Below are 17,856 nucleotides of genomic sequence, written 5' to 3' on the forward strand. Positions count from 1 at the left end.
CGGTCGCCTGCGCGCGGCAGAGAGTGAGAAGAGCCGCCCCCGCAGCGACTCCTGGAGCTGCCATGCCCGCCCCCGGCCCTTCCCCCGCGCCCGGTACCGCACGCCGGCCGAACGCGCGCCCGCCCGCGCTGCGGTCGCACCTGGTGCCCGGACGGGTGCGCCTGCTGGTGTACGGGTCCTACGGGGTGCTCGCGCTGGCCGTGCTGGCGGACCTGGTCACCGGTCCCGGCTCCACCGTGTCGCCCATCCTGGCCTGCGTGCCCGTGCTGGCGGGGGCCGGCACCCGCTCGGTACGGGTCCCGCTGGCCGCCGGCGCGGTGGTGGTGGCCCTGATGGCCCTGCTGGCCCGGGCCAACGAGGGGGTGCCGACCAGCGTCGACGTCGCCGCCGTGAGCGGGGTCGTCGCGGTCACCCTGGCCTGCGTGGCCAACGTCCTGCTCACCCGGACCCGGGCGCAGGAGCTCCAGCAGGTGCGCACCGTCGCGGAGGCCGCGCAGCGCACCCTGCTGCGCCCGGTGCCCGAGCGGGTGCGCGGACTGCGGGTGGCCGTGCGCTACCTGGCCGCCGCGGCCGAGGCCCGGATCGGCGGCGACCTGTACGAGGTGCTGGAGACCGACTACGGCACCCGGGTGCTGCTCGGCGACGTCCAGGGCAAGGGCCTGGCCGCCGTGGAGACCGCCGCCGACGTGCTCGGCGTCTTCCGGGAGGCGGCCCGCACCGAGCCGCTGCTCACCGGGCTCGCCGAGCGGCTGGACGCCGCGCTCGCCAACCGGCCCACCGGCGAGCGGTTCGTCACCGCCGTGCTGCTCGGCGTCCCGCCCGCCCCCGGCCCGGTGGAGGTGGTCAACTGCGGCCACCCGCCGCCGCTGCTGCGCCGGCACTCGCGCCGGTGGCAGGTCGAGGAGGTGCAGCCGCCGGCCTTCGCCCCGCCGCTGGCGCTGCGCGCGCTGACCGGCGGGCCCTACCGCAGCAGCACCGTCGAGCTCGGCCCCGGTGACCTGCTGCTGCTCTACACCGACGGGGTCAGCGAGGCCCGGGACGCGGCCGGCGAGTTCTACCCGTTGGCCGCCCGCCTGGCCGACCGGCTCACCGCCCGCGACCCGGGTGCCCTGCTGGACCAACTGCTGGCCGACGTCCAGGCATACGTGGCCGACGCGCCCTGGGGCGGTATGACGGACGACGCCGCACTGCTGGCCCTGGTGCGCGAGGCGTGAGCCTCGCGCACCAGGGGCGGAGCGGCGCTCGCGCGCCCAGGGCGTGAGCCTCAGGTGCCCGCCACCGGGGTGACGCCGGTGCGCCGGGACGCACTGTCGGCGGCCGCCAACTCCACCGCCGCCGCCGTCCACGCCCCGCCGAACGCCCAGGTGGCGAGCCACTCGCACAGGTAGACCGGCCGGACCGGCCAGTCGGTGCCCAGGTGGGTGAGTGCGGCCAGCATGGCGAACAGCAGGGAGACCGGGATCAGCACGCCGGCCGCCAGGTACCCGCGTGTCGCCCACCGGCTCTGCGCGAGGCGCGGGTCGCGGAAGGAGAGGATCGAGAACAGCGCCAGCACCAGGTAGAGCAGCGCGGCCAGCACCAGGTGGAGGGCGCCGACCGTCTGCTGGAAGGAGGTCGGGTTGTCGGCGGTGGTCGGGCAGAGCGCCACGCCGATCGCGCACACCCCGGCCGCGGTGCTCCAGCGGTCGTCCCGGCGGTCGAAGCGGTAGCAGATCAGGAACACCCCGAGCGCGCAGAGGCTGCCCACGAAGACGTTGCGGGTGCTCGTGTAGTACGAGCCGCTCATCGACTCCGGCCAGAAGCCGCTGGTGCTCAGCCCCCGGAACTCGGCGAACAGCCAGTTCCCGAGCGGGAGCGCCGGCGGCAGCAGGATGCCGATCGCCCCGACGCCCAGGCGCAGGAACCCGACGGTCCGCCCGTCCTGGGAGACGGCGGTCCGCCCGTCCGGGGCGGTGGCGGGGGATGGTTCGCGGACGGGGGTGCTGAGGGTACGCCAGATGGGGGTCACGGACGCCTCCTTGTGCGATGTCTGACCTTCCGTGGTGTACCCATCACTGCTGGTCAGTGAACAGCTCCGCCGCATTGTCGTGGCAGACGGCGCGCAGCCAGTCGTCCCCGAGGCCGAGCCGCTCCAGGGCCTGGAGCTGGTGCAGGTAGGGGTAGGGGATGTTGGGGAAGTCGGAGCCGAGCAGCACGCGGTCACCGAGGGCGGCGAGCCTGGGCAGGTCCGGGCGGGGGAACGGCATCAGGCGCTCGGCGAAGTCGGTGAACGCCATCGTGGTGTCCAGTCGCAGCTCGTCGTACTCCTCGGCGAGGTCGAGGAACTCCGCGTACTCGGGCATCCCGAGGTGCGCGACGATCAGCCGCAGGCGGGGGTGGCGGGCGAGCACCCGGGCGATCGGCTCCGGGCCGGTGTGCTTGCCGGGCGCGGGCCCCGAGCCGCAGTGGATCACCACCGGCACCCCGGCCTCGGCCAGCAAGCCCCAGGCGGGCTCGAGCAGTTCGTCAGCCGGGTGGTACCCGCCCACCTGGACGTGCGCCTTGAACACCCGCGCGCCCGCCTCGACGGCCTCGCGCACGTAGGCCTCCACGCCCGGTTCGGGGAAGAGGGTCGCGGTGTGCAGGCAGTCCGGGGTGCGGCGGGCGAAGCCGACGGCCCACTCGTTCAGCCACCGGGCCATGCCGGGCTTGTGCGGGTACAGCATCGCGGTGAATGCCCGGACGCCGAACTCGCGCAGCACGGCGGCTCGTTCCGCCTCCTCCTGGCGGTAGCCGATCGGCCATTCGACCCCGCCGGTCAGCGGGCCCATCGCGTCGAAGTAGGCCCAGACCTTGCGCAGTACCTGTTCGGGCATGAAGTGGGTGTGGACGTCGATCAGGCCGGGCAGGCCGAGGCGGCCCCAGAACCGGCGGACCTCGGCGGCCTCGGCCGACAGCGCGCCGCCCTGGTCCTCCCGGTCGGACTGGTCGGCCTGGTCCGTCCGGTCCGTCGTCACGCGGCCTGCTCCCGGGCCGCGTCGTAGGCCAGCCGGGCCGCGCGGACGGTGTCCATCCGCTCGCGGGTCCAACTGGCCAGCAACTGCACCCGCTCGGCCGCCTCGCGGCCCAGCTCGGTGAGCGAGTAGTCGACCCGCGGCGGGATCACCGGCTTGGCGTCGCGGTGGACCATGCCGTCCCGCTCCAGGGTCTGCAGGGTCTGGGCGAGCATCTTCTCGCTCACCCGGCCGATCGCCCGGCGCAGTTCGCTGAAGCGCTGCGGGCGCTCGGCGAGCTCGATCAGGATCAGGACGCCCCAGCGGCTGGTGACGTGCTCCAGCACCAGGCGGTACGGGCACAGCTCCTCGGCCGTGTCGTACTTCCCGACCGGCGCCTCCGTCGGGGGCGCTGTCGTCCAGGGAGCTGTCGCCCCGGGTGCTGCCGTTCGAGGTGCCGTGCCGTCCGCCAGACTTACTGTCATGTCAGTACCTTACTTCAAAGTGGGTACTTCCGAATAGTTAGCTCCCATCCTACGGTCGATGACGTCCGCACCGCACGAACAGACCGCAGGAAGAGAGCGCAGCAACATGAGCATCGTCGTCACCGGAGCCACCGGATCCCTCGGCCGCCACGTGATCACCCAACTGCTGGAGCAGGTCCCCGCCGAGCAGGTCACCGCCGTCGTCCGGGACGCGGCCAAGGCCGCCGACCTGGCCGCGCGCGGCGTGCGGCTGGCCGTGGCCGACTACGACCGGCCGCAGACCTTCGACGGGCTGTTCGCCGCAGGTGACAAGGTGCTGCTGATCTCCGGCAACGCGGTCGGCGGCGACCGGGTCGACCAGCACCGGGTGGTGATCGAGGCCGCCGCCAAGGCCGGCGTCGCGCTGCTCGCCTACACCAGCGCTCCCGGCAGCCTGACCGCCGCGCTCGCCGACGACCACCGGGCCACCGAGCAGGTGCTGCTCGCCTCCGGCCTGCCGTACGTGCTGCTGCGCAACGGCTGGTACCACGAGAACTACACCGAGCACCTGGCCCCGGTGCTGGCGCACGGCGCGGTGGTCGGCGCCGCGGGCGAGGGCCGGATCTCCTCGGCGGCGCGGGCCGACTACGCGGCGGCCGCGGTCGCCGTGCTGACCGGCGAGGGGCACCAGGGCCGGACCTACGAGCTGGGCGGCGACCAGGCGTGGAGCCTGCCGGAGTACGCGGCCGAGCTCAGCCGGCAGACCGGCCGGGAGATCGGCTACCGGAACGTGACGGTGGCGGAGCTGGCCGCCGTCCTGGCCGGCGCCGGGCTGCCCGAGCACGTCGCCGCCATCCTGGCCGGGGTGGACGCCTCGGTGCAGCAGGGCGAGCTGGTGGTGGCCGGCGGCGAGCTGGCCCGGCTGATCGGCCGTCCGACCACCCCGCTCGCGGACGCGGTCGCGGCGGGGCTCAAGGGCTGATGCTCTGGGGCTGACGCTCAAGGGCTGACGCCCGGAGCGCCGCTGCCCTCAGGCGCCGACTCCCCGTCAGGGAATCAGGAAGCCCCGGAAGGTGACGGAGCGGCGGGTCTCGAAGCCGAGGCGCTCGTACAGGCCGAGGGCGGGGGTGTTGGCCTCGGCCACGTGCAGGAACGGCTGGTCGCCGCGGGCGGGGATCCCGGCGGCCAGGGTGCGCACCAGGCGGGCGGCGTGGCCCCGGCCGCGGGCCTCGGGGGCGGTGCAGACCGCGCTGATCTCGGTCCAGCCCGGCGGCCGCAGCCGCTCGCCGCCCATCGCCACCAGGGCGCCGCCCTCGCGGATGCCGAGGTAGCGGCCGAGCTCGTGGGTGCGCGGGCGGAACGGGCCCGGCTTGGTGCGGGCGATCAGGTCGAGCATCTCGGGAGCGTCGGCCGGGCCGAGTTCGACCACCTCGGGGTCCGGGTCGGCGGCGTCACCGGCCCAGACCAGCTGGCGCCCGTCGAGTTCGAAGACCTGCTCCCAGCCCCCCGGCGGCAGTACGGGGCAGCTGAACAGGTCGGCGACCTCGCCCCGGCCGAGCAACTGCGCCAGGTCGGCCCAGTCCGCAGCGTCCGCACCGGCCGGCACCGCCGCGAAACCGGCCACCTCGGGCTGGTAGGTGGCGGCCCGACCGACCCGGCGGGCCAGGTGGGCGTGGCGGTGGCTGAGCGACTCGGCCACCGGGTGGTCGAGTACGCCGTCTGCGGGGTCGGTCATGGTGCTACCTCTCGGGTCGGGTTCCGTTACCAGGCTCGCACCTGCCCCGGGCGCCCCGTGACGGTGGGTATCCGCTCGGCCGGCCGGGCCACAGTGGGCCAGCGGGCGTTTGTGCGGCGCGGCGGGCGGTGACGGATGGCTGGCAGCAGAGCGGTCGCCGTCGGCGCCGCCCCGTCGCCGTCCGGAGGCCCGCCGTGTCCGTCAGCTCCCGCCACCTGCCCGTATCCCTCGGTGCGCGCCGCCCGCTCGCACCCGGGCGCCGTCGCGGGCGGGCCCTGACCGCCCTGCTCGCCGCCACGCTCGCGCTCGGGCCGGCCGGGTCCGCGGCGGCGGTCGCGGCACCGGGCGGCCATCGCGGAGGCAGCGGTGGTGGCGCCGGCGACGCCGACCCAGGGCTGCGGGCCCGCCTGCAGGAGCTGGTGGACCGCCCGGACGGGCCGCCCGGCGCCATCGCGGTGCTGCGTGACGGCGACCGGATGCGGGTGGTGCGGGCCGGTGTCGCCGAGCTCGGTACCGGCCGCCCGCCGCGCGCCACCGACCACATGCGGCTGGCCAGCGCCGCCAAGGCGTTGAGCGGCGCGGTCGCGCTGCGCCTGGTGGACTGCGGCCTGCTCGGACTGGACGACACCCTCGCCGACCGGCTGCCCGAACTGCCCTCCGCCTGGGGTGCGGTGACACTGCGTGAGCTGCTCAACCACACCAGCGGACTGCCGGACTACAGCAGGGCGCCGGAGTTCGTCAACGAGATCCGGGCCGACCCGCACAAGGTCTTCGACTCGCGCCACCTGCTCGACTACGCCGCCGACCAGGACCTGGAGTTCGCCCCCGGCTCGCAGTACCACTACTCCAACTCCGACAACATCGCGGTCGCCCTGATGGCCGAGGCCGCCACCGGGCAGCGCTACGAGGACCTGCTGGCCTCGGAGGTCTACCAGCCGCTCGGGCTCCGCCAGACCAGCCTGCCGAGCGGCTACCAGCTCCCGGACCCGTACCTGCACGGCTACGACGTCGAGGCCGGCAGTCCGCCCGAGGACGTCAGCACCCAGTTCGGCGCCTCCGGTTCCTGGGCCTCGGGCGGCGTGGTCTCCACCCCCGCGGACTTCAACACCTTCGCGGCGGGCTACGCGGGCGGCCCGCTGCTCAGCGAGGCGACCCGGGCGGCGCAGCGCACCTTCGTCGCCGGTGCCTCCGAGCCGGCCGGCCCCGGGGCCAACCGCGCCGGGCTGGCGATCTTCGAGTACACCACCCGGTGCGGGGTGGTGTACGGGCACACCGGCAACACGGCCGGCTACACCCAGTTCGGCGCGGGCACCCCGGACGGTCGGCGCAGCGTGACCGTCTCGCTCACGGCCCAGGTGAACGAGCGGGTCAACGCCGACCTGCTGGCCCAACTGCGCGCGGTCGAGGAGGACTTCGTCTGCGCCCTGCTGGCACCGTGAAGCGGGCAGCGGCCGGCGGGCTTCCCTGGCGCCCGGTCAGCCGCGCCGGCCCCAGCAGGTGATCAACGGGGCCGTGGTGACGTCCAGTTCGGCGCCGGCCAGGTTGGCCAGGTGCAGGTCCAGGTCGGCGGCGGTGAGGTCGGGGCCGGTGAGCTGCTCGCGCAGTTGGCGCACGGTCGCCGCCTCCAGGGCGCGGCAGGCCGGGGAGGTGACCGGGAAGAAGGCCTCCGCGGCCACCTCGGTCAGACCCGCCCCGCGCAGCAGACGGGGCAGCGTGCGCCCGAAGGCCAGGTCGGCGCCGCGCTCGGCGAGCCGGGCCCGGAACGCCCGGCGCACCCGGTTGGCCAGCAGCTGGGCCGGCCCCGACTCGTCCGGGCAGGCCAGCGGCTGCAGCGCCGGGTCCGCATCCTCGATCACGAGCAGGCCGCCGGGCCGCACCGCCGTGGCCAGCCGCTCCAGCACCGCCGCCCGGTCCGGCAGGTGGACCAGCAGCAGCCGGGCGTGCACCAGGTCGAACTGCTCGGCGGGCAGCGGGTCCTGAGTGACGTCGTGGCGGCGCACCTCGACCCCCTCCGGGGCGGCCGGCCCGGTCAGCCAGCTCACGTCCAGGTCGGTGGCCAGCACCCGCCCGGCCGGCCCGACCCGCTCGGCCAGCGCCGACGGGATGCCGGGGCCGCCCGCGCCCACCTCCCAGCAGTGCTGACCCGCCGTCAGCCCGAGCCGGTCCAGGTGGGCCGTCGTCCAGGAGTCGAAGAGCTCGGCGATCGCGGCGAACCGCTCGCCGGCCTCGCGCTGCCGGTTGTCCAGCAGGTACCCGTGGTCCTCGGCCATGGTCCGCCGCCTCTCCGATCGCTCACCCGTCACCTGTCACCGAACGTGAGGGTAGCCGGAAAACCCGTGGACGCCGGAGCGCAGGGCGCGGCAGACTGCCGTAGCCGAACGTCTCCGAGCGACTACTGGGAGTGCGCATGCAATCGCCCGACACGCACCAGGGCACCCCGGGCAGAGCCTCGGTGCTGCTCGCCCTGCGGTACTACGGACGGGAGTTGAGCCGCCATAAACGGCTCGCGCTGCCGGCCCTGCTGCTCCCCGCGCTGGGCAACATCGGGATCGCCTACCTGGCGCCGCTGGTGGTCGCCAAGCTGGTCGCCCACCTGGCCGGGGGCGGCAGCACCGGGCTGGTCGCCCTGCTGCCCTACGTGCTGGCCTTCGGCGCCGCGCTGCTGGCCGGCGAACTGCTGTGGCGGATCGGCCTGCACTGCATGAACCGCACCGAGGCGCGCGGCATCGAGAACCTGTACGTGATCGGGATGGACGAGCTGTTCGCCAAGGACGCCGCCTTCTTCCACGACAACTTCGCCGGCTCGCTCACCAAGCGGGTGCTCAGTTTCGCCTCCCGCTACGAGGAGTTCGTCGACACGCTGACCTTCTCGGTGGTGGCAAGCCTGGTCCCGCTGGTCTTCGGCTCGGTGGTGCTGTGGCACTACCAGCCGCTGCTGGTGCTCGGGCTGCTGGTGCTGATCGCGGTCACCGCCGGGATCGTGCTGCCGCTGATCCGCCGCCGCCAGCGGCTGGTGGACCAGCGCGAGGAGGCCTTCGCCTGGATGTCCGGGCACGTCGCCGACGCCCTGATGAACATGGACACCGTGCGCGCCTTCGCCGCCGAGGACCGCGAAGCCGCCGAGCACCGCAACCGGGTCGCCCGCTCGCGCAGCCTCGCGCTGCGCTCCTGGGACTACAGCAACCTGCGGATCGACACCGTGGTCGCGCCGATGTCGGTGCTGACCAACGCGCTGGGCCTGCTGATCGCCGTCACGCTGGCCGGCGGCCCGCAAGGGGTGGAGGCGGTCATGGTCGCCTTCACCTACTACTCCAGCGCGACCAGGATCATGTTCGAGTTCAACCAGATCTACCGCCGGCTGGAGAGCTCCCTCACCGAGGCCGCCCAGTTCACCCAACTGCTGCTGGTCCCGCCCACCGTGGTCGACCCGCCTGCCCCCGAACCGCTGCGCGCCGGGCGCACCGGGCGCGGCGACATCCGCTTCGAACACGTCACCTTCGCCCACTCGGGCGCCGAGCCGATCTTCGCCGACCTCGACCTGGCCGTGCCCAGCGGTGCCAAGATCGGCCTGGTCGGGCGGTCCGGCGGCGGCAAGACCACGCTCACCCGGCTGCTGCTGCGGATGAACGACATCGACGCCGGCCGGATCCTGATCGGCGGTCAGGACATCACCAAGCTGCGCCAGGCCGACCTGCGCAGCCTGATCGCCTACGTCCCGCAGGACCCGGCGATGTTCCACCGCACGCTGCGCGAGAACATCGCCTTCGCCCGCCCCGACGCGAGCGAGGCCGAGATCCGGCGGGCCGCCCAGGCCGCGCACGTCTCGGAGTTCGTCGACAGCTTGCCCGAGGGCTTCGACACCATGGTCGGCGAGCGTGGCGTCAAGCTCTCCGGCGGCCAGCGCCAGCGGGTCGCGCTGGCCCGGGCGATCCTGCGCGACGCCCCGATCCTGCTGCTCGACGAGGCCACCAGCGCGCTCGACTCGGAGAGCGAGATCCTGGTGCAGCAGGCGCTGTGGCGCCTGATGGAGGGCCGCACCGCGATGGTCGTCGCGCACCGCCTGAGCACCGTTGCCCGGATGGACCGCCTGGTGGTGCTGGACCGCGGCCGGATCATCGAACAGGGTTCCCACCAGGAGCTGCTGGCGGCCGAGGGCGCCTACGCCAAGCTCTGGCAGCACCAGTCGGGCGGCTTCCTGGAGGACGAGGCCCCGGCCGGGGTGGTCGCGGGCTGAGGGGAGGCCAGGGCGCAGCCCGGGCGTCGCGGGGCGTCCGGGCTGCGCCCGTGCGCGCTACTGCGGGACGCCGGCTGCGGCAGCGGCCACCCGCAGCAGGTACGGGGCCTCGGCGCCGTCCAGGCCGGTGGGGTTGAGCGAGTAGACCAGCTTGCGGCGCAGGTCGCGGGTGGCGAAGACACCGCTGGTCCAGCCGGGCCGGGAGCCGGTCTTGCCCCAGACCACCAGGTCGCCGAGCTGGGCCCGCTCCAGGCCCATGCTCATGCAGGCGCGCCCGCCGGGGTTGGTCGGGCCGGTGCAGTGGCTGCTCCGGTGGTTGGGCACGTCGGGCACGGTGAACAGCAACTCCTGCTGGGCGGGTGGCAGCAGGCGGCCGCCCAGCAGTGCGGTGATGAAGCGGTCCAGGTCCGGGGCGCTGGAGATCAGCCCGCCCTCGGCCCACGGCCACGGGCTCTGCTCGGTCACGTCCACCTGGTGCGAGGAGCCGTCGGCGTCGGTGACGACCAGGAAGGGACGGGCAGCGGGATCGCGCAGGGCGAAGTCGTCCGCGTCCGGCACGCTGGTGTCGTGCAGGCCCAGCGGACGGATGATGCGTGCCCCGACCTCGTGGGTGTAGCTGTGGCCGGTGACCTTCTCGATCAGCAGCCCGGCGACGAACGTGTTCATCCCGTTGTACTGCTGGGCGGTGCCGGGCGTGAAGGACATCGGCTCGCCCGCCAGGCTCGCCACCACCTCCTCGGGCGTGCGGGAGTCGAACCGGTGCTCGGTGAACCAGGCGGTCCCGGGCCGGCCCCAGGTGCCGCCGTTCGGCAACCCGCTGGTGTGGTTGAGCAGTTGACCGACGACGATCGGCGGGTAGTCGGTTGGCAGCAGGCCGGGCAGGTACTGCTGGACGGTGCCGGAGAGGTCCAGGCGGCCCTCGGCGGCCAGCTGCAGCACCACCGTGGCGGTGAACACCTTGGAGATCGAGCCGATCCGGAACCGGCCGTCCGGGTCGACCTCTCCCGAGGTGCCGGTGAAGTGGCCGCCGCTGCCGGTCACCCGCACGAAGGCGCCCGACACGTCCGCCGCCGGCCGGCCGGCCAGCGCCTGCCGGATGGCGGCCGGATCCAGTGGTGGCAGTGCGGACCTGCCCGCGGCCGCGGCGACGCCGGCCGGCCCCGCCGCGGGGGCGGCCGTCGCCTCGGTGGCCAGGCCCAGGGTGAGCGAGGCGATCAGGGCGGTGGCGGCGGCCGCGGCGGTCCAACGGAGGCGGGGGGAACTGGTGCGCACGGTGGTTCTCCAACTCTGCGGGGTGATCCGGTAGGTGATCTTCGACCTGACGATCAGTCTGCTGCCTGGCGGCGCCCGGGCCATCAGGGACCGCCCCTGGTCCGTCCCTGGCCCGTCCCCGAGTGATCCGGGGGCAGCGGGCGGCGGATCGTCAGGGGAGGCGCGGAGGCTGGGGAGGCGGGGTGCGGAGGCACAGTCAGGGGAGGCGGCGTGTCGGGGCACGTCCCGACACGCCCGGCCGCCGTTCCGGCCCGGTCCTCGATGCACCATGCTGGGCTGCGGAAACGTCGAGCCGCAGCACAGCATGGGAGCGTCCAGGTGAAGGTCTTCCTCTCCTCCGACATGGAGGGCACCGCCGGGGTGGTCGACTGGGAGCAGTGTCGGCCCGGCGGCCCGGAGTACGGGTACTACCGCGAACTGCTCCAGCAGGAGGTCAACGCGGCGATCGAGGGCGCGGCCGAGGCGGGTGCGCGGGAGTTCCTGGTGAACGACTCGCACTCCTCGATGGCCAACCTGCGCCCGGACGCGCTGGCGCACCGGGCCCGGTACCTGTCGGGCCGACACAAGCCGATGTACATGATGCAGGGGCTGGACGCGAGCTACGACGCGGTCTTCTTCGTGTCGTACCACGGCTCGATGGACGGGGCGGCCGCCACCCTGTCGCACACCTACAACCCGCGCGCGATCGCCGAGGTCCGGCTCAACGGCCGACCGGCCGGGGAGGCGGCGATCAACGCCCTGGTCGCGCTCGGGTACGGGGTGCCGGTGGTGCTGATCACGGGTGACGAGGTGACGGCCGAGCAGATCGAGCCGTTCTGCCCGGGGATCCGCGCCGCGGTGGTGAAGACCTCCGTCACCCGGTACGCCGCCGACAGCCTGCACCCCGAGCAGGCCCGCGAGCTGATCCGGCAGCAGGCCGGCGACGCGGTGCGCGCGCTGTCCGCCGCCCGGCCGCCCGCGATCACGCTGCCCGCCACGCTGACGGTGCGGTTCCGCAACGCGGACCTGGCGGAACTCGCCACCTGGATCGGCGGCGTGGTGCGCGAGGACGGACTCACCGTCAGCATCACCGGCGAGGACCCGATCCGGCTCTACCGCACCTTCGTCACGGTGGTGCTGCTCACCCGCGGCATCGCCGAGTAGCCGGATCCGCCCCCGAGGCGCACCAGGATCGCAGTCGGCGCACCCCGGGGGCGGACTCGGGACCTGTGCGCCCTGGTGTGCGCCTGTGCGCAGCAGCGCTGCACGGTACGGAAGTGAACGGAGCGGGCATGCCGTCAGTGATGTGATCTGGCGAACTCGGGAGCCCGTGTGATGAGCGGATCGTTTCCCCCGGCCGGTGAACCGGCTCGCGAACCGGTCCAGCCGGGCCCGGCGACCCTGGTCTTCGACGCCCCGTTCGCCGACCGCACGCAGTGGGCCGCAGGAGCGTCGTCCGCCTACCCGCCCGGCGGCGTCAGCTCGGGGGACAACAAGCTGGACCGCCTGGTCCCCGGCTACGGACCGGACGGGGACCTGTTCACGGCCGTGCGCGAGAGCGCGTACCGGTGGCGGACCCCGCTGGTGACCACCGAGAACACCCAGGGCGGCTTCGAACTGCTGCCGGGCGACCTGCTGGAGGCGCAGTGCCTGCTGACGGCCGCCCAGGGCGGGTGGCCGGCCCTGTGGACCTGGGGCCGTGACCTCGCCGGGGGGCGCCCGCAGCCAGGTCACGGCGAGGTCGACGTGTTCGAGTACCACGACGACCACCCCCGGCTGCTGGAGCTGAGCAACCACGTGCGGCCGGGCGATCCGGCGTACATCGACGACCTGGTGACCCCGGGTCAGTGGTTCACCGTCGGCTGCCGGTTCGACCCGGACTCGGTGCGCTGGTCGGTCGACGGGCAGCAGGTGCACGCGGACGGCCGGGGGGTGGGCGCCGACTGGCGGGCCTGGATCATCGTCAACCTCTCGGTGGCCGCCGGCCAGTGGGGCCACCGCCGGCCCCGGCCGGAGACCCGCCGGCTCTCCTGGCGCTGCCGCGAGCTGCGGGTGTACCGGGCCCGCTGACGGGGGGCTTGCCCACCCGAGCCCGGGGCGCCGGGCGGGAGCGTGCGCTGCCCGGGGCAGGTGTGGCCGCGGCCGAATCGGCCGACCCTCCCCGAGGCCCAATTGTGATGGTTGCATGAAGCCTTAAATGTTCATGAGTGATCTGCCTCACACCGCGGTGCCTGCTGCCCCGCTGCCAGGCCCCCGCCGGTCGGCGGGGGGTCCGATTGAAACCCCCTCGTGACCTGCAGATATGACTCTCAGTCAGGTTCCGGGAGGCGGGCAGCTTACTGCTCGGACATGTCAAGGTCAAGGTCTTCCATGTTTGCCATTTATTGGCTCAACTATGTCTTCAACTTGGCACATTCGTTCACCGGGTCGGTCGTGTATCCCACGAGGTCCGCCCGGTGCGGGGAGGACGTCACCCACGTTGAAAACACCCATGAAGGCCACGGCCACCGCCGTGGGCGCGGTGCTGGTCGCCGCCCTCGGACTCGGCGTGCTGCCGGGCACCGCAGCAGCCGCGGCGGCCCCGACGGCCGCCACCGCCGACCCGGCCGACGCCGTGCAGGCCGCCCAGGTCGACCACGACCTGCCCGGCCCCTACACCGACAAGGTCAACGCCGAGCAGAAGGCCGCCACCCAGCAGGTGCTGGACGGCACGGCGCAGGTCGAGCAGCACGGCGCCAGCACCAGCGTGAAGCTGGGCCGCGACAAGTACGTCGAGCTCAAGCGTGAGCGGACCGACAAGATCTTCACCATCCTGGTGGACTTCGGCGACCAGGTGGACAGCACCACCAAGCTGCCGAACGGCACGCTGAAGTACGGCGGCACGCCCGGCCCGGCGCACAACCAGATCGCCGCGCCCGACCGCGCCACCAACAACTCCACCGCCTGGCAGGCGGATTACAGCAAGCAGCACTACCAGGACCTGTACTTCGCCAAGGACAAGCCGTCCCTGAAGACCTACTACGAGACGCAGTCCTCGGGCCGCTACTCGGTCGACGGCCAGGTCACCGATTGGGTGCGGGTGCCGTGGAACGAGGCCCGCTACGGCTCGAACTACTGCGGCGCGCACATCTGCGCCAACGCCCAGGACCTGATCGTCGACGCGCTCAACGCGTGGGTCGCCGACCAGAAGGCCAAGGGCCGCTCGGACGCCGACATCAAGGCCAACCTGGCCGAGTACGACCAGTGGGACCGCTACGGTTCGCACGGCGACGGCAACTTCAACCAGCCCGACGGCTACATCGACCACTTCCAGATCGTCCACGCGGGCGAGGACGAGTCGGCCGGCGGCGGCGTCCAGGGCAGCAACGCCCTCTGGGCGCACCGCTCCTACGTGCACGGCGCGGACGCCGGGGTCACCGGCCCCGAGGGCAACAAGCGCGGCGGCGTGCAGATCGGCACCAGCGGCCTGTGGGTCGGCGACTACACCATGCAGCCGGAGAACGGCGGCCTGGGCGTCTTCGCCCACGAGTACGGCCACGACCTCGGCCTGCCGGACCTCTACGACACCCAGGGCCCGAACGACAACTCGGTCGGCTTCTGGTCGCTGATGAGCTCCGGCTCCTGGCTGGGCACCGGCAAGGACACCATCGGCGACATGCCGAACGACCTGGACGTGTGGAGCAAGCTGCAGCTCGGCTGGCTCAACTACGACAAGGCCCAGGCCGGCAAGGAGTCCACCCACCACATCGGTCCGGTGGAGTTCAACACCAAGCTCCCGCAGGGCCTGGTGGTCACGCTGCCGAAGAAGACCGTCACCACCGACATCAACACCCCCTTCGCCGGCAGCGGTGAGTGGTGGAGCGGCGCGGCCGACAACCTGGACGTCTCGATAGCCCGGGACCTCGACCTGACCGGCAAGAAGTCCGCCGTGCTCAAGGCCAAGGGCTGGTACGACCTGGAGCAGGACTACGACTACGGCTACGCCGAGGTCTCCACCGACGGCGGCGCCAACTGGACCGCGCTGGACGGCACGTTCGACGGGGTCGCGATCCCGAAGAACAACGGCGGCAAGGCCGGGCTGACCGGCAACGCCAAGAAGTGGGGCGACCTGTCCTACCCGCTGGACGCCTACGCGGGCAGCAAGGTCAAGGTCCGCTTCCACAACACCACCGACGGCGGCCTGCACTACAACGGCCTCGCGCTGGACGACATCAGCGTCACCGCGGACGGCGCGACCGTCTTCACCGACGGCGTCGAGGCCGGCAACGCGGGCTGGGAGGCCAAGGGTTTCTCGGTCATCAACGGCAAGTTCTCCAAGGACTTCGCCCAGTACTACCTGGCCGAGAACCGCCAGCCGATCTCCTACGACGAGACGCTGAAGACCGGTCCGTACAACTTCGGCTTCGCCAGCAAGCCCAGCTGGGTCGAGCACTACGCGTACCAGCCTGGCCTGCTGCTCTGGTACTGGGACGAGTCGCAGAGCGACAACAACGTCAGCGCCCACCCGGGCCACGGCCTGGTGCTGCCGATCGACTCGCACCCGGCCCCGCTCAAGTGGAGCGACGGCACCCTGATGCGCCCGCGCATGCAGGGCTACGACTCGCCCTTCGGCTCCCGCCGCACTTCCGGCCTGCAGCTCCACAAGGCCGACCAGCTGACGGTGATCCCGCGCAGCAAGGGCGTCGACGAGTTCAACGACCACGACCGCTCGTACTGGGACGCCAGTGACCCGTACAGCAGCGTGATCGTGCCGGACACCGGCACCAGCATCGAGATCGAGAACGAGAGCGGCAACTATTTGGAGACCTGGATCCGGGTCCGCCCGGTGGACTGATTCTCCGTCACCCGCACGCGCGCAGCGCCCGGCCGGTTCCTCCGGTCGGGCGCCGCGCGCGTTCCGGTGTCACATTCCGAGGTGCTGTCCGGTCCACCTGTCGGAGCGGTCCGGCCGGGCCGCCGGGAAAGCAGGAGAGCGGGGAGAAGAGCATGAACACCGTGATCGTGTGCGCGTCCGTGTCCCACGGCAACACCAGGCGGGTCGCCGAGGCGATCGGGCGGGAGCTGTCGGCCCGGGTCATCGAGCCCGGGCAGCTCGATCCCGCCGAACTGGCCGACTACGACCTGGTGGGCTTCGGCTCGGGGATCTTCACCGGCCGCTTCCACCCCCGCCTGCGCGCCTACGTCCGGGCCATCCCGGCGGGTCGGCCCACCCGGGCTTTCGCCTTCGCCACCAGCGGCCTGCCCGGCCCCCGGTTCCGCCCGCTCACCCGTGCCCTCGAAGCCAGGGGCTTCCAGCTCTGCGGCACCTTCTCCTGCCGCGGCCTGGACACCTGGCTGCCCTTCAGGCTCGTCGGCGGCATCAACCGGGCCCACCCCGACACAGACGACCTGGCCGCCGCGCGCGCCTTCGCCGCCGGTCTGCGGGACCAGGCGGCTGGACGGGGCTGAGCTGGGCCCGATCCCTGCCGCCGGCCGAGCGGGCCGGCGGCGAAGGCGCGCACGTTGCGTTCGGCCGGCCGCAGGGTCAGCCGCCCGGCACCGGGGCGGACTGCAGGCCTTCCAGCAGGGTCGTCAGGTACCGGTGGGCGGTGGTGGCTTGGGCGGCCCGGGTGGCGGTGGGCGCGTGGACCGTGGCGGCGTAGGCGACGCCGCACATCAGGGGGACCAGGTCGGCGGCGGTCACTCCCGGGCGGATTGCACCCGCGGCGTGGGCGCGGTCGAAGAGGGCCGTGCCGACCTCGTGCAGGGTGCGCTTGAGGTCCGTGGTGCGGGGGAGCGCGTCGGTGGCGGCCGCGGCGACGGGGGCCAGCGCCGGGTCACCTATCTGCGCTTCCACGGTGCGGCGCAGGAACTCGCAGAGCGCCCGCCACGGGTCGGGGTCGGCCAGGGCCCGTTCGCCGTGCGCGGTCAGCTCCTCCAGGCACGGCGTGGCGAGGGTCTCCAGCAGTGCCTCGGGCGTGGCGAAGTGGCGGTACACCGTGCCCACCCCCAGGCCGGCCCGCCGGGCCACGTCGTTGAGCTGCAACGGCGTGCCCTGGTCGACCAGGGCACGCCCGACGCCGACGATCCGGTCCCAGTTGCGGGCCGCGTCCTTGCGCAGGGGAGTGGTCATGCGGACATGCTAACCGGATGGGGGATCCGGATCTGGTGCGCTCCCGGCTCGGTGAGCGGTCGGAAGCTCAGCTGACGGTCAGTGGGGCGTGCAGCTCGCTCAGTCGGCGCACCGCCCGAGCGACCTGGGGGTCGGTGGCACTGCGATGGGGTGCCACGGGGCGGCTGTCGGGCCCGATGAGCAGGCCGGTGCGCCCGGTCAGCGCCTCGTCGGTGGCGGCGGTGACGGACGACCTGGCGGCGAGCGCGGCCGACCCGGACGTCGAGCGCGCGAACTTGCGGCGCACCAGCGGCCAGAGCAGGCGCAGGCCGGGCGAGACGATCCGCGGGTCGTCCAGCGTGCCGTCGGTCATGTCGGTCGCGGCGCCCCCGGGGTCAGCGGCGAAGACCGAGACGCCGGTGTCGGCGAGCCGCGCGGCCAGGTCGAGGGTGTAGGCGAGGTTGGCGAGCTTGGCCCGCCCGTACCAGTGGAAGCCGTAGTACCCGCCGGGCGGTTCGGCCGCGTCGAAGACCCGCTTGGCCAGGCCGGTGGCACCGGACGTGACGTTGACGATCCGGCTGGGTGCGGCGGCGGTCAGGGTGGGCAGCAGCAACTCGGTGAGCAGGTAGGGGGAGAGGTGGTTGACCAGGAACGAGGCCTCGACCCCGTCCAGCGTGCGGCGCTGCGGGAACATCGCGCCGACGTTGTTGACCAGCACGCCCAGCGGCGCGTTGTCGGCCTCGGCCGCGAGCTGTTCGGCGAGGGCGCGGACCTCGGTGAGGGAGGCCAGGTCGGCGCGGCGGAAGCGGGCCGGGTGCCGGGGGCTGCCCGCGTTGATCCGGGTGAGGGCCTGAGCGCCGCGCTCGGGGTTGCGGCCCACCACGGTGACCGCGAAGCCGGCCGCGGCGAGGCCGAGGGCGGTGTGCAGGCCGATGCCGGCGGTTCCGGCGGTGACGAGGGCTGACTTGGGCATACGAGTCGAGTCTCCAGTTGGAGGTTAATCGGATGAGCTATCCGCTTGGCTGGACGCTAGCACATGTGGATTGGTTATCCGTTTCTCTTTCTGCTTCGATGGACGGTGCCGCAGCGGGCCCGCGCCGTCGCCACGG

16 protein-coding genes are annotated in these 17,856 nt (G+C 73.3%); 8 read left to right on the forward strand and 8 right to left on the reverse strand.

The window, feature by feature from the left end; genetic code table 11:
• Nucleotides 1-62: 62 nt before the first annotated feature.
• The gene (locus C7C46_RS12930) at nucleotides 63-1,214 is read left to right on the forward strand and encodes a PP2C family protein-serine/threonine phosphatase (RefSeq protein WP_110668990.1); all 1,152 of its coding nucleotides are present in this window, start codon (nucleotides 63-65) and stop codon (nucleotides 1,212-1,214) included.
• A 50-nt stretch (nucleotides 1,215-1,264) separates the two neighbouring features.
• On the opposite strand, the gene C7C46_RS12935 is transcribed toward C7C46_RS12930, so the two are convergent.
• Genes C7C46_RS12935 through C7C46_RS12945 form a run of 3 tightly spaced genes read right to left on the reverse strand, consistent with a single transcriptional unit; the run spans nucleotide 1,265 to nucleotide 3,457 of the window.
• On the reverse strand, nucleotides 1,265-2,008 hold the full coding sequence (locus C7C46_RS12935) for a hypothetical protein (protein WP_110668992.1): 744 nt from the start codon (nucleotides 2,006-2,008) through the stop codon (nucleotides 1,265-1,267).
• A gap of 43 nt (nucleotides 2,009-2,051) precedes the next feature.
• On the reverse strand, nucleotides 2,052-2,936 hold the full coding sequence (locus tag C7C46_RS12940; protein ID WP_245984392.1) for an amidohydrolase family protein: 885 nt from the start codon (nucleotides 2,934-2,936) through the stop codon (nucleotides 2,052-2,054).
• A 56-nt stretch (nucleotides 2,937-2,992) separates the two neighbouring features.
• On the reverse strand, nucleotides 2,993-3,457 hold the full coding sequence (locus tag C7C46_RS12945) for a winged helix-turn-helix transcriptional regulator (RefSeq protein ID WP_110668996.1): 465 nt from the start codon (nucleotides 3,455-3,457) through the stop codon (nucleotides 2,993-2,995).
• Between the two features lie 106 nt (nucleotides 3,458-3,563).
• Between C7C46_RS12945 and C7C46_RS12950 the strand changes: the two genes are divergently transcribed.
• Nucleotides 3,564-4,418, forward strand: a complete 855-nt coding sequence (locus tag C7C46_RS12950) for an SDR family oxidoreductase (protein ID WP_110668998.1) — start codon at nucleotides 3,564-3,566, stop codon at nucleotides 4,416-4,418.
• Between the two features lie 66 nt (nucleotides 4,419-4,484).
• Here the strand turns inward: C7C46_RS12950 and C7C46_RS12955 are convergent, their stop codons facing one another.
• Nucleotides 4,485-5,171 carry a GNAT family N-acetyltransferase gene (locus C7C46_RS12955; RefSeq protein ID WP_110669000.1) on the reverse strand — a complete coding sequence of 229 codons (687 nt, stop codon included), beginning with the start codon at nucleotides 5,169-5,171 and terminating at the stop codon, nucleotides 4,485-4,487.
• A 194-nt stretch (nucleotides 5,172-5,365) separates the two neighbouring features.
• Here C7C46_RS12955 and C7C46_RS12960 point away from each other — a divergent pair, with 194 nt between their 5' ends.
• Entirely contained in the window at nucleotides 5,366-6,610 is a 1,245-nt protein-coding gene (locus C7C46_RS12960; protein ID WP_110669002.1) for a serine hydrolase domain-containing protein, read from the forward strand.
• 36 nt (nucleotides 6,611-6,646) lie between these two features.
• On the opposite strand, the gene C7C46_RS12965 is transcribed toward C7C46_RS12960, so the two are convergent.
• A complete protein-coding gene (locus C7C46_RS12965; RefSeq protein WP_110669004.1) occupies nucleotides 6,647-7,441 on the reverse strand; it encodes a class I SAM-dependent methyltransferase in 795 nt (264 codons plus the stop codon).
• Nucleotides 7,442-7,578: 137 nt separating this feature from the next.
• Between C7C46_RS12965 and C7C46_RS12970 the strand changes: the two genes are divergently transcribed.
• Nucleotides 7,579-9,405 (forward strand): ABC transporter ATP-binding protein, encoded by a 1,827-nt coding sequence (locus tag C7C46_RS12970; RefSeq protein ID WP_110669006.1) that lies wholly within the window; start codon nucleotides 7,579-7,581, stop codon nucleotides 9,403-9,405.
• A 57-nt stretch (nucleotides 9,406-9,462) separates the two neighbouring features.
• On the opposite strand, the gene C7C46_RS12975 is transcribed toward C7C46_RS12970, so the two are convergent.
• Entirely contained in the window at nucleotides 9,463-10,677 is a 1,215-nt protein-coding gene (locus tag C7C46_RS12975; RefSeq protein WP_245984388.1) for a serine hydrolase domain-containing protein, read from the reverse strand.
• Between the two features lie 318 nt (nucleotides 10,678-10,995).
• Here C7C46_RS12975 and C7C46_RS12980 point away from each other — a divergent pair, with 318 nt between their 5' ends.
• The 4 genes from C7C46_RS12980 to C7C46_RS12995 all read left to right on the forward strand — a co-directional run bounded on the left by C7C46_RS12980 (nucleotide 10,996) and on the right by C7C46_RS12995 (nucleotide 16,104).
• Nucleotides 10,996-11,820 carry a M55 family metallopeptidase gene (locus tag C7C46_RS12980; protein ID WP_245984389.1) on the forward strand — a complete coding sequence of 275 codons (825 nt, stop codon included), beginning with the start codon at nucleotides 10,996-10,998 and terminating at the stop codon, nucleotides 11,818-11,820.
• Between the two features lie 171 nt (nucleotides 11,821-11,991).
• The gene (locus tag C7C46_RS12985; protein WP_245984390.1) at nucleotides 11,992-12,726 is read left to right on the forward strand and encodes a LamG domain-containing protein; all 735 of its coding nucleotides are present in this window, start codon (nucleotides 11,992-11,994) and stop codon (nucleotides 12,724-12,726) included.
• A gap of 421 nt (nucleotides 12,727-13,147) precedes the next feature.
• Nucleotides 13,148-15,490 carry an immune inhibitor A domain-containing protein gene (locus C7C46_RS12990; protein ID WP_110669010.1) on the forward strand — a complete coding sequence of 781 codons (2,343 nt, stop codon included), beginning with the start codon at nucleotides 13,148-13,150 and terminating at the stop codon, nucleotides 15,488-15,490.
• A gap of 152 nt (nucleotides 15,491-15,642) precedes the next feature.
• Nucleotides 15,643-16,104: a flavodoxin family protein gene (locus tag C7C46_RS12995; RefSeq protein WP_110669012.1), complete on the forward strand. Its 462-nt coding sequence runs from the start codon at nucleotides 15,643-15,645 to the stop codon at nucleotides 16,102-16,104.
• Between the two features lie 76 nt (nucleotides 16,105-16,180).
• Here C7C46_RS12995 and C7C46_RS13000 read toward each other — a convergent pair whose 3' ends face one another.
• A complete protein-coding gene (locus tag C7C46_RS13000; protein WP_110669014.1) occupies nucleotides 16,181-16,768 on the reverse strand; it encodes a TetR/AcrR family transcriptional regulator in 588 nt (195 codons plus the stop codon).
• Between the two features lie 67 nt (nucleotides 16,769-16,835).
• A complete protein-coding gene (locus C7C46_RS13005) occupies nucleotides 16,836-17,720 on the reverse strand; it encodes an SDR family NAD(P)-dependent oxidoreductase (RefSeq protein WP_110669016.1) in 885 nt (294 codons plus the stop codon).
• Nucleotides 17,721-17,856: the final 136 nt, after the last annotated feature.

It is taken from the genome of Streptomyces tateyamensis, assembly GCF_003205575.1.
Classification (GTDB): domain Bacteria; phylum Actinomycetota; class Actinomycetes; order Streptomycetales; family Streptomycetaceae; genus Kitasatospora; species Kitasatospora tateyamensis.

Excerpts from the sequence above, each read along its gene's own strand:
- C7C46_RS13000 (WP_110669014.1), bottom strand. The coding sequence starts at position 16,768 with ATGACCACTCCCCTGCGCAAGGACGCGGCCCGCAACTGGGACCGGATC.
- C7C46_RS12970 (WP_110669006.1), top strand. The coding sequence starts at position 7,579 with ATGCAATCGCCCGACACGCACCAGGGCACCCCGGGCAGAGCCTCGGTG.
- C7C46_RS12955 (WP_110669000.1), bottom strand. The coding sequence starts at position 5,171 with ATGACCGACCCCGCAGACGGCGTACTCGACCACCCGGTGGCCGAGTCG.
- C7C46_RS12950 (WP_110668998.1), top strand. The coding sequence starts at position 3,564 with ATGAGCATCGTCGTCACCGGAGCCACCGGATCCCTCGGCCGCCACGTG.
- C7C46_RS13005 (WP_110669016.1), bottom strand. The coding sequence starts at position 17,720 with ATGCCCAAGTCAGCCCTCGTCACCGCCGGAACCGCCGGCATCGGCCTG.
- C7C46_RS12985 (WP_245984390.1), top strand. The coding sequence starts at position 11,992 with ATGAGCGGATCGTTTCCCCCGGCCGGTGAACCGGCTCGCGAACCGGTC.
- C7C46_RS12990 (WP_110669010.1), top strand. The coding sequence starts at position 13,148 with ATGAAGGCCACGGCCACCGCCGTGGGCGCGGTGCTGGTCGCCGCCCTC.
- C7C46_RS12995 (WP_110669012.1), top strand. The coding sequence starts at position 15,643 with ATGAACACCGTGATCGTGTGCGCGTCCGTGTCCCACGGCAACACCAGG.
- C7C46_RS12930 (WP_110668990.1), top strand. The coding sequence starts at position 63 with ATGCCCGCCCCCGGCCCTTCCCCCGCGCCCGGTACCGCACGCCGGCCG.
- C7C46_RS12965 (WP_110669004.1), bottom strand. The coding sequence starts at position 7,441 with ATGGCCGAGGACCACGGGTACCTGCTGGACAACCGGCAGCGCGAGGCC.
- C7C46_RS12945 (WP_110668996.1), bottom strand. The coding sequence starts at position 3,457 with ATGACAGTAAGTCTGGCGGACGGCACGGCACCTCGAACGGCAGCACCC.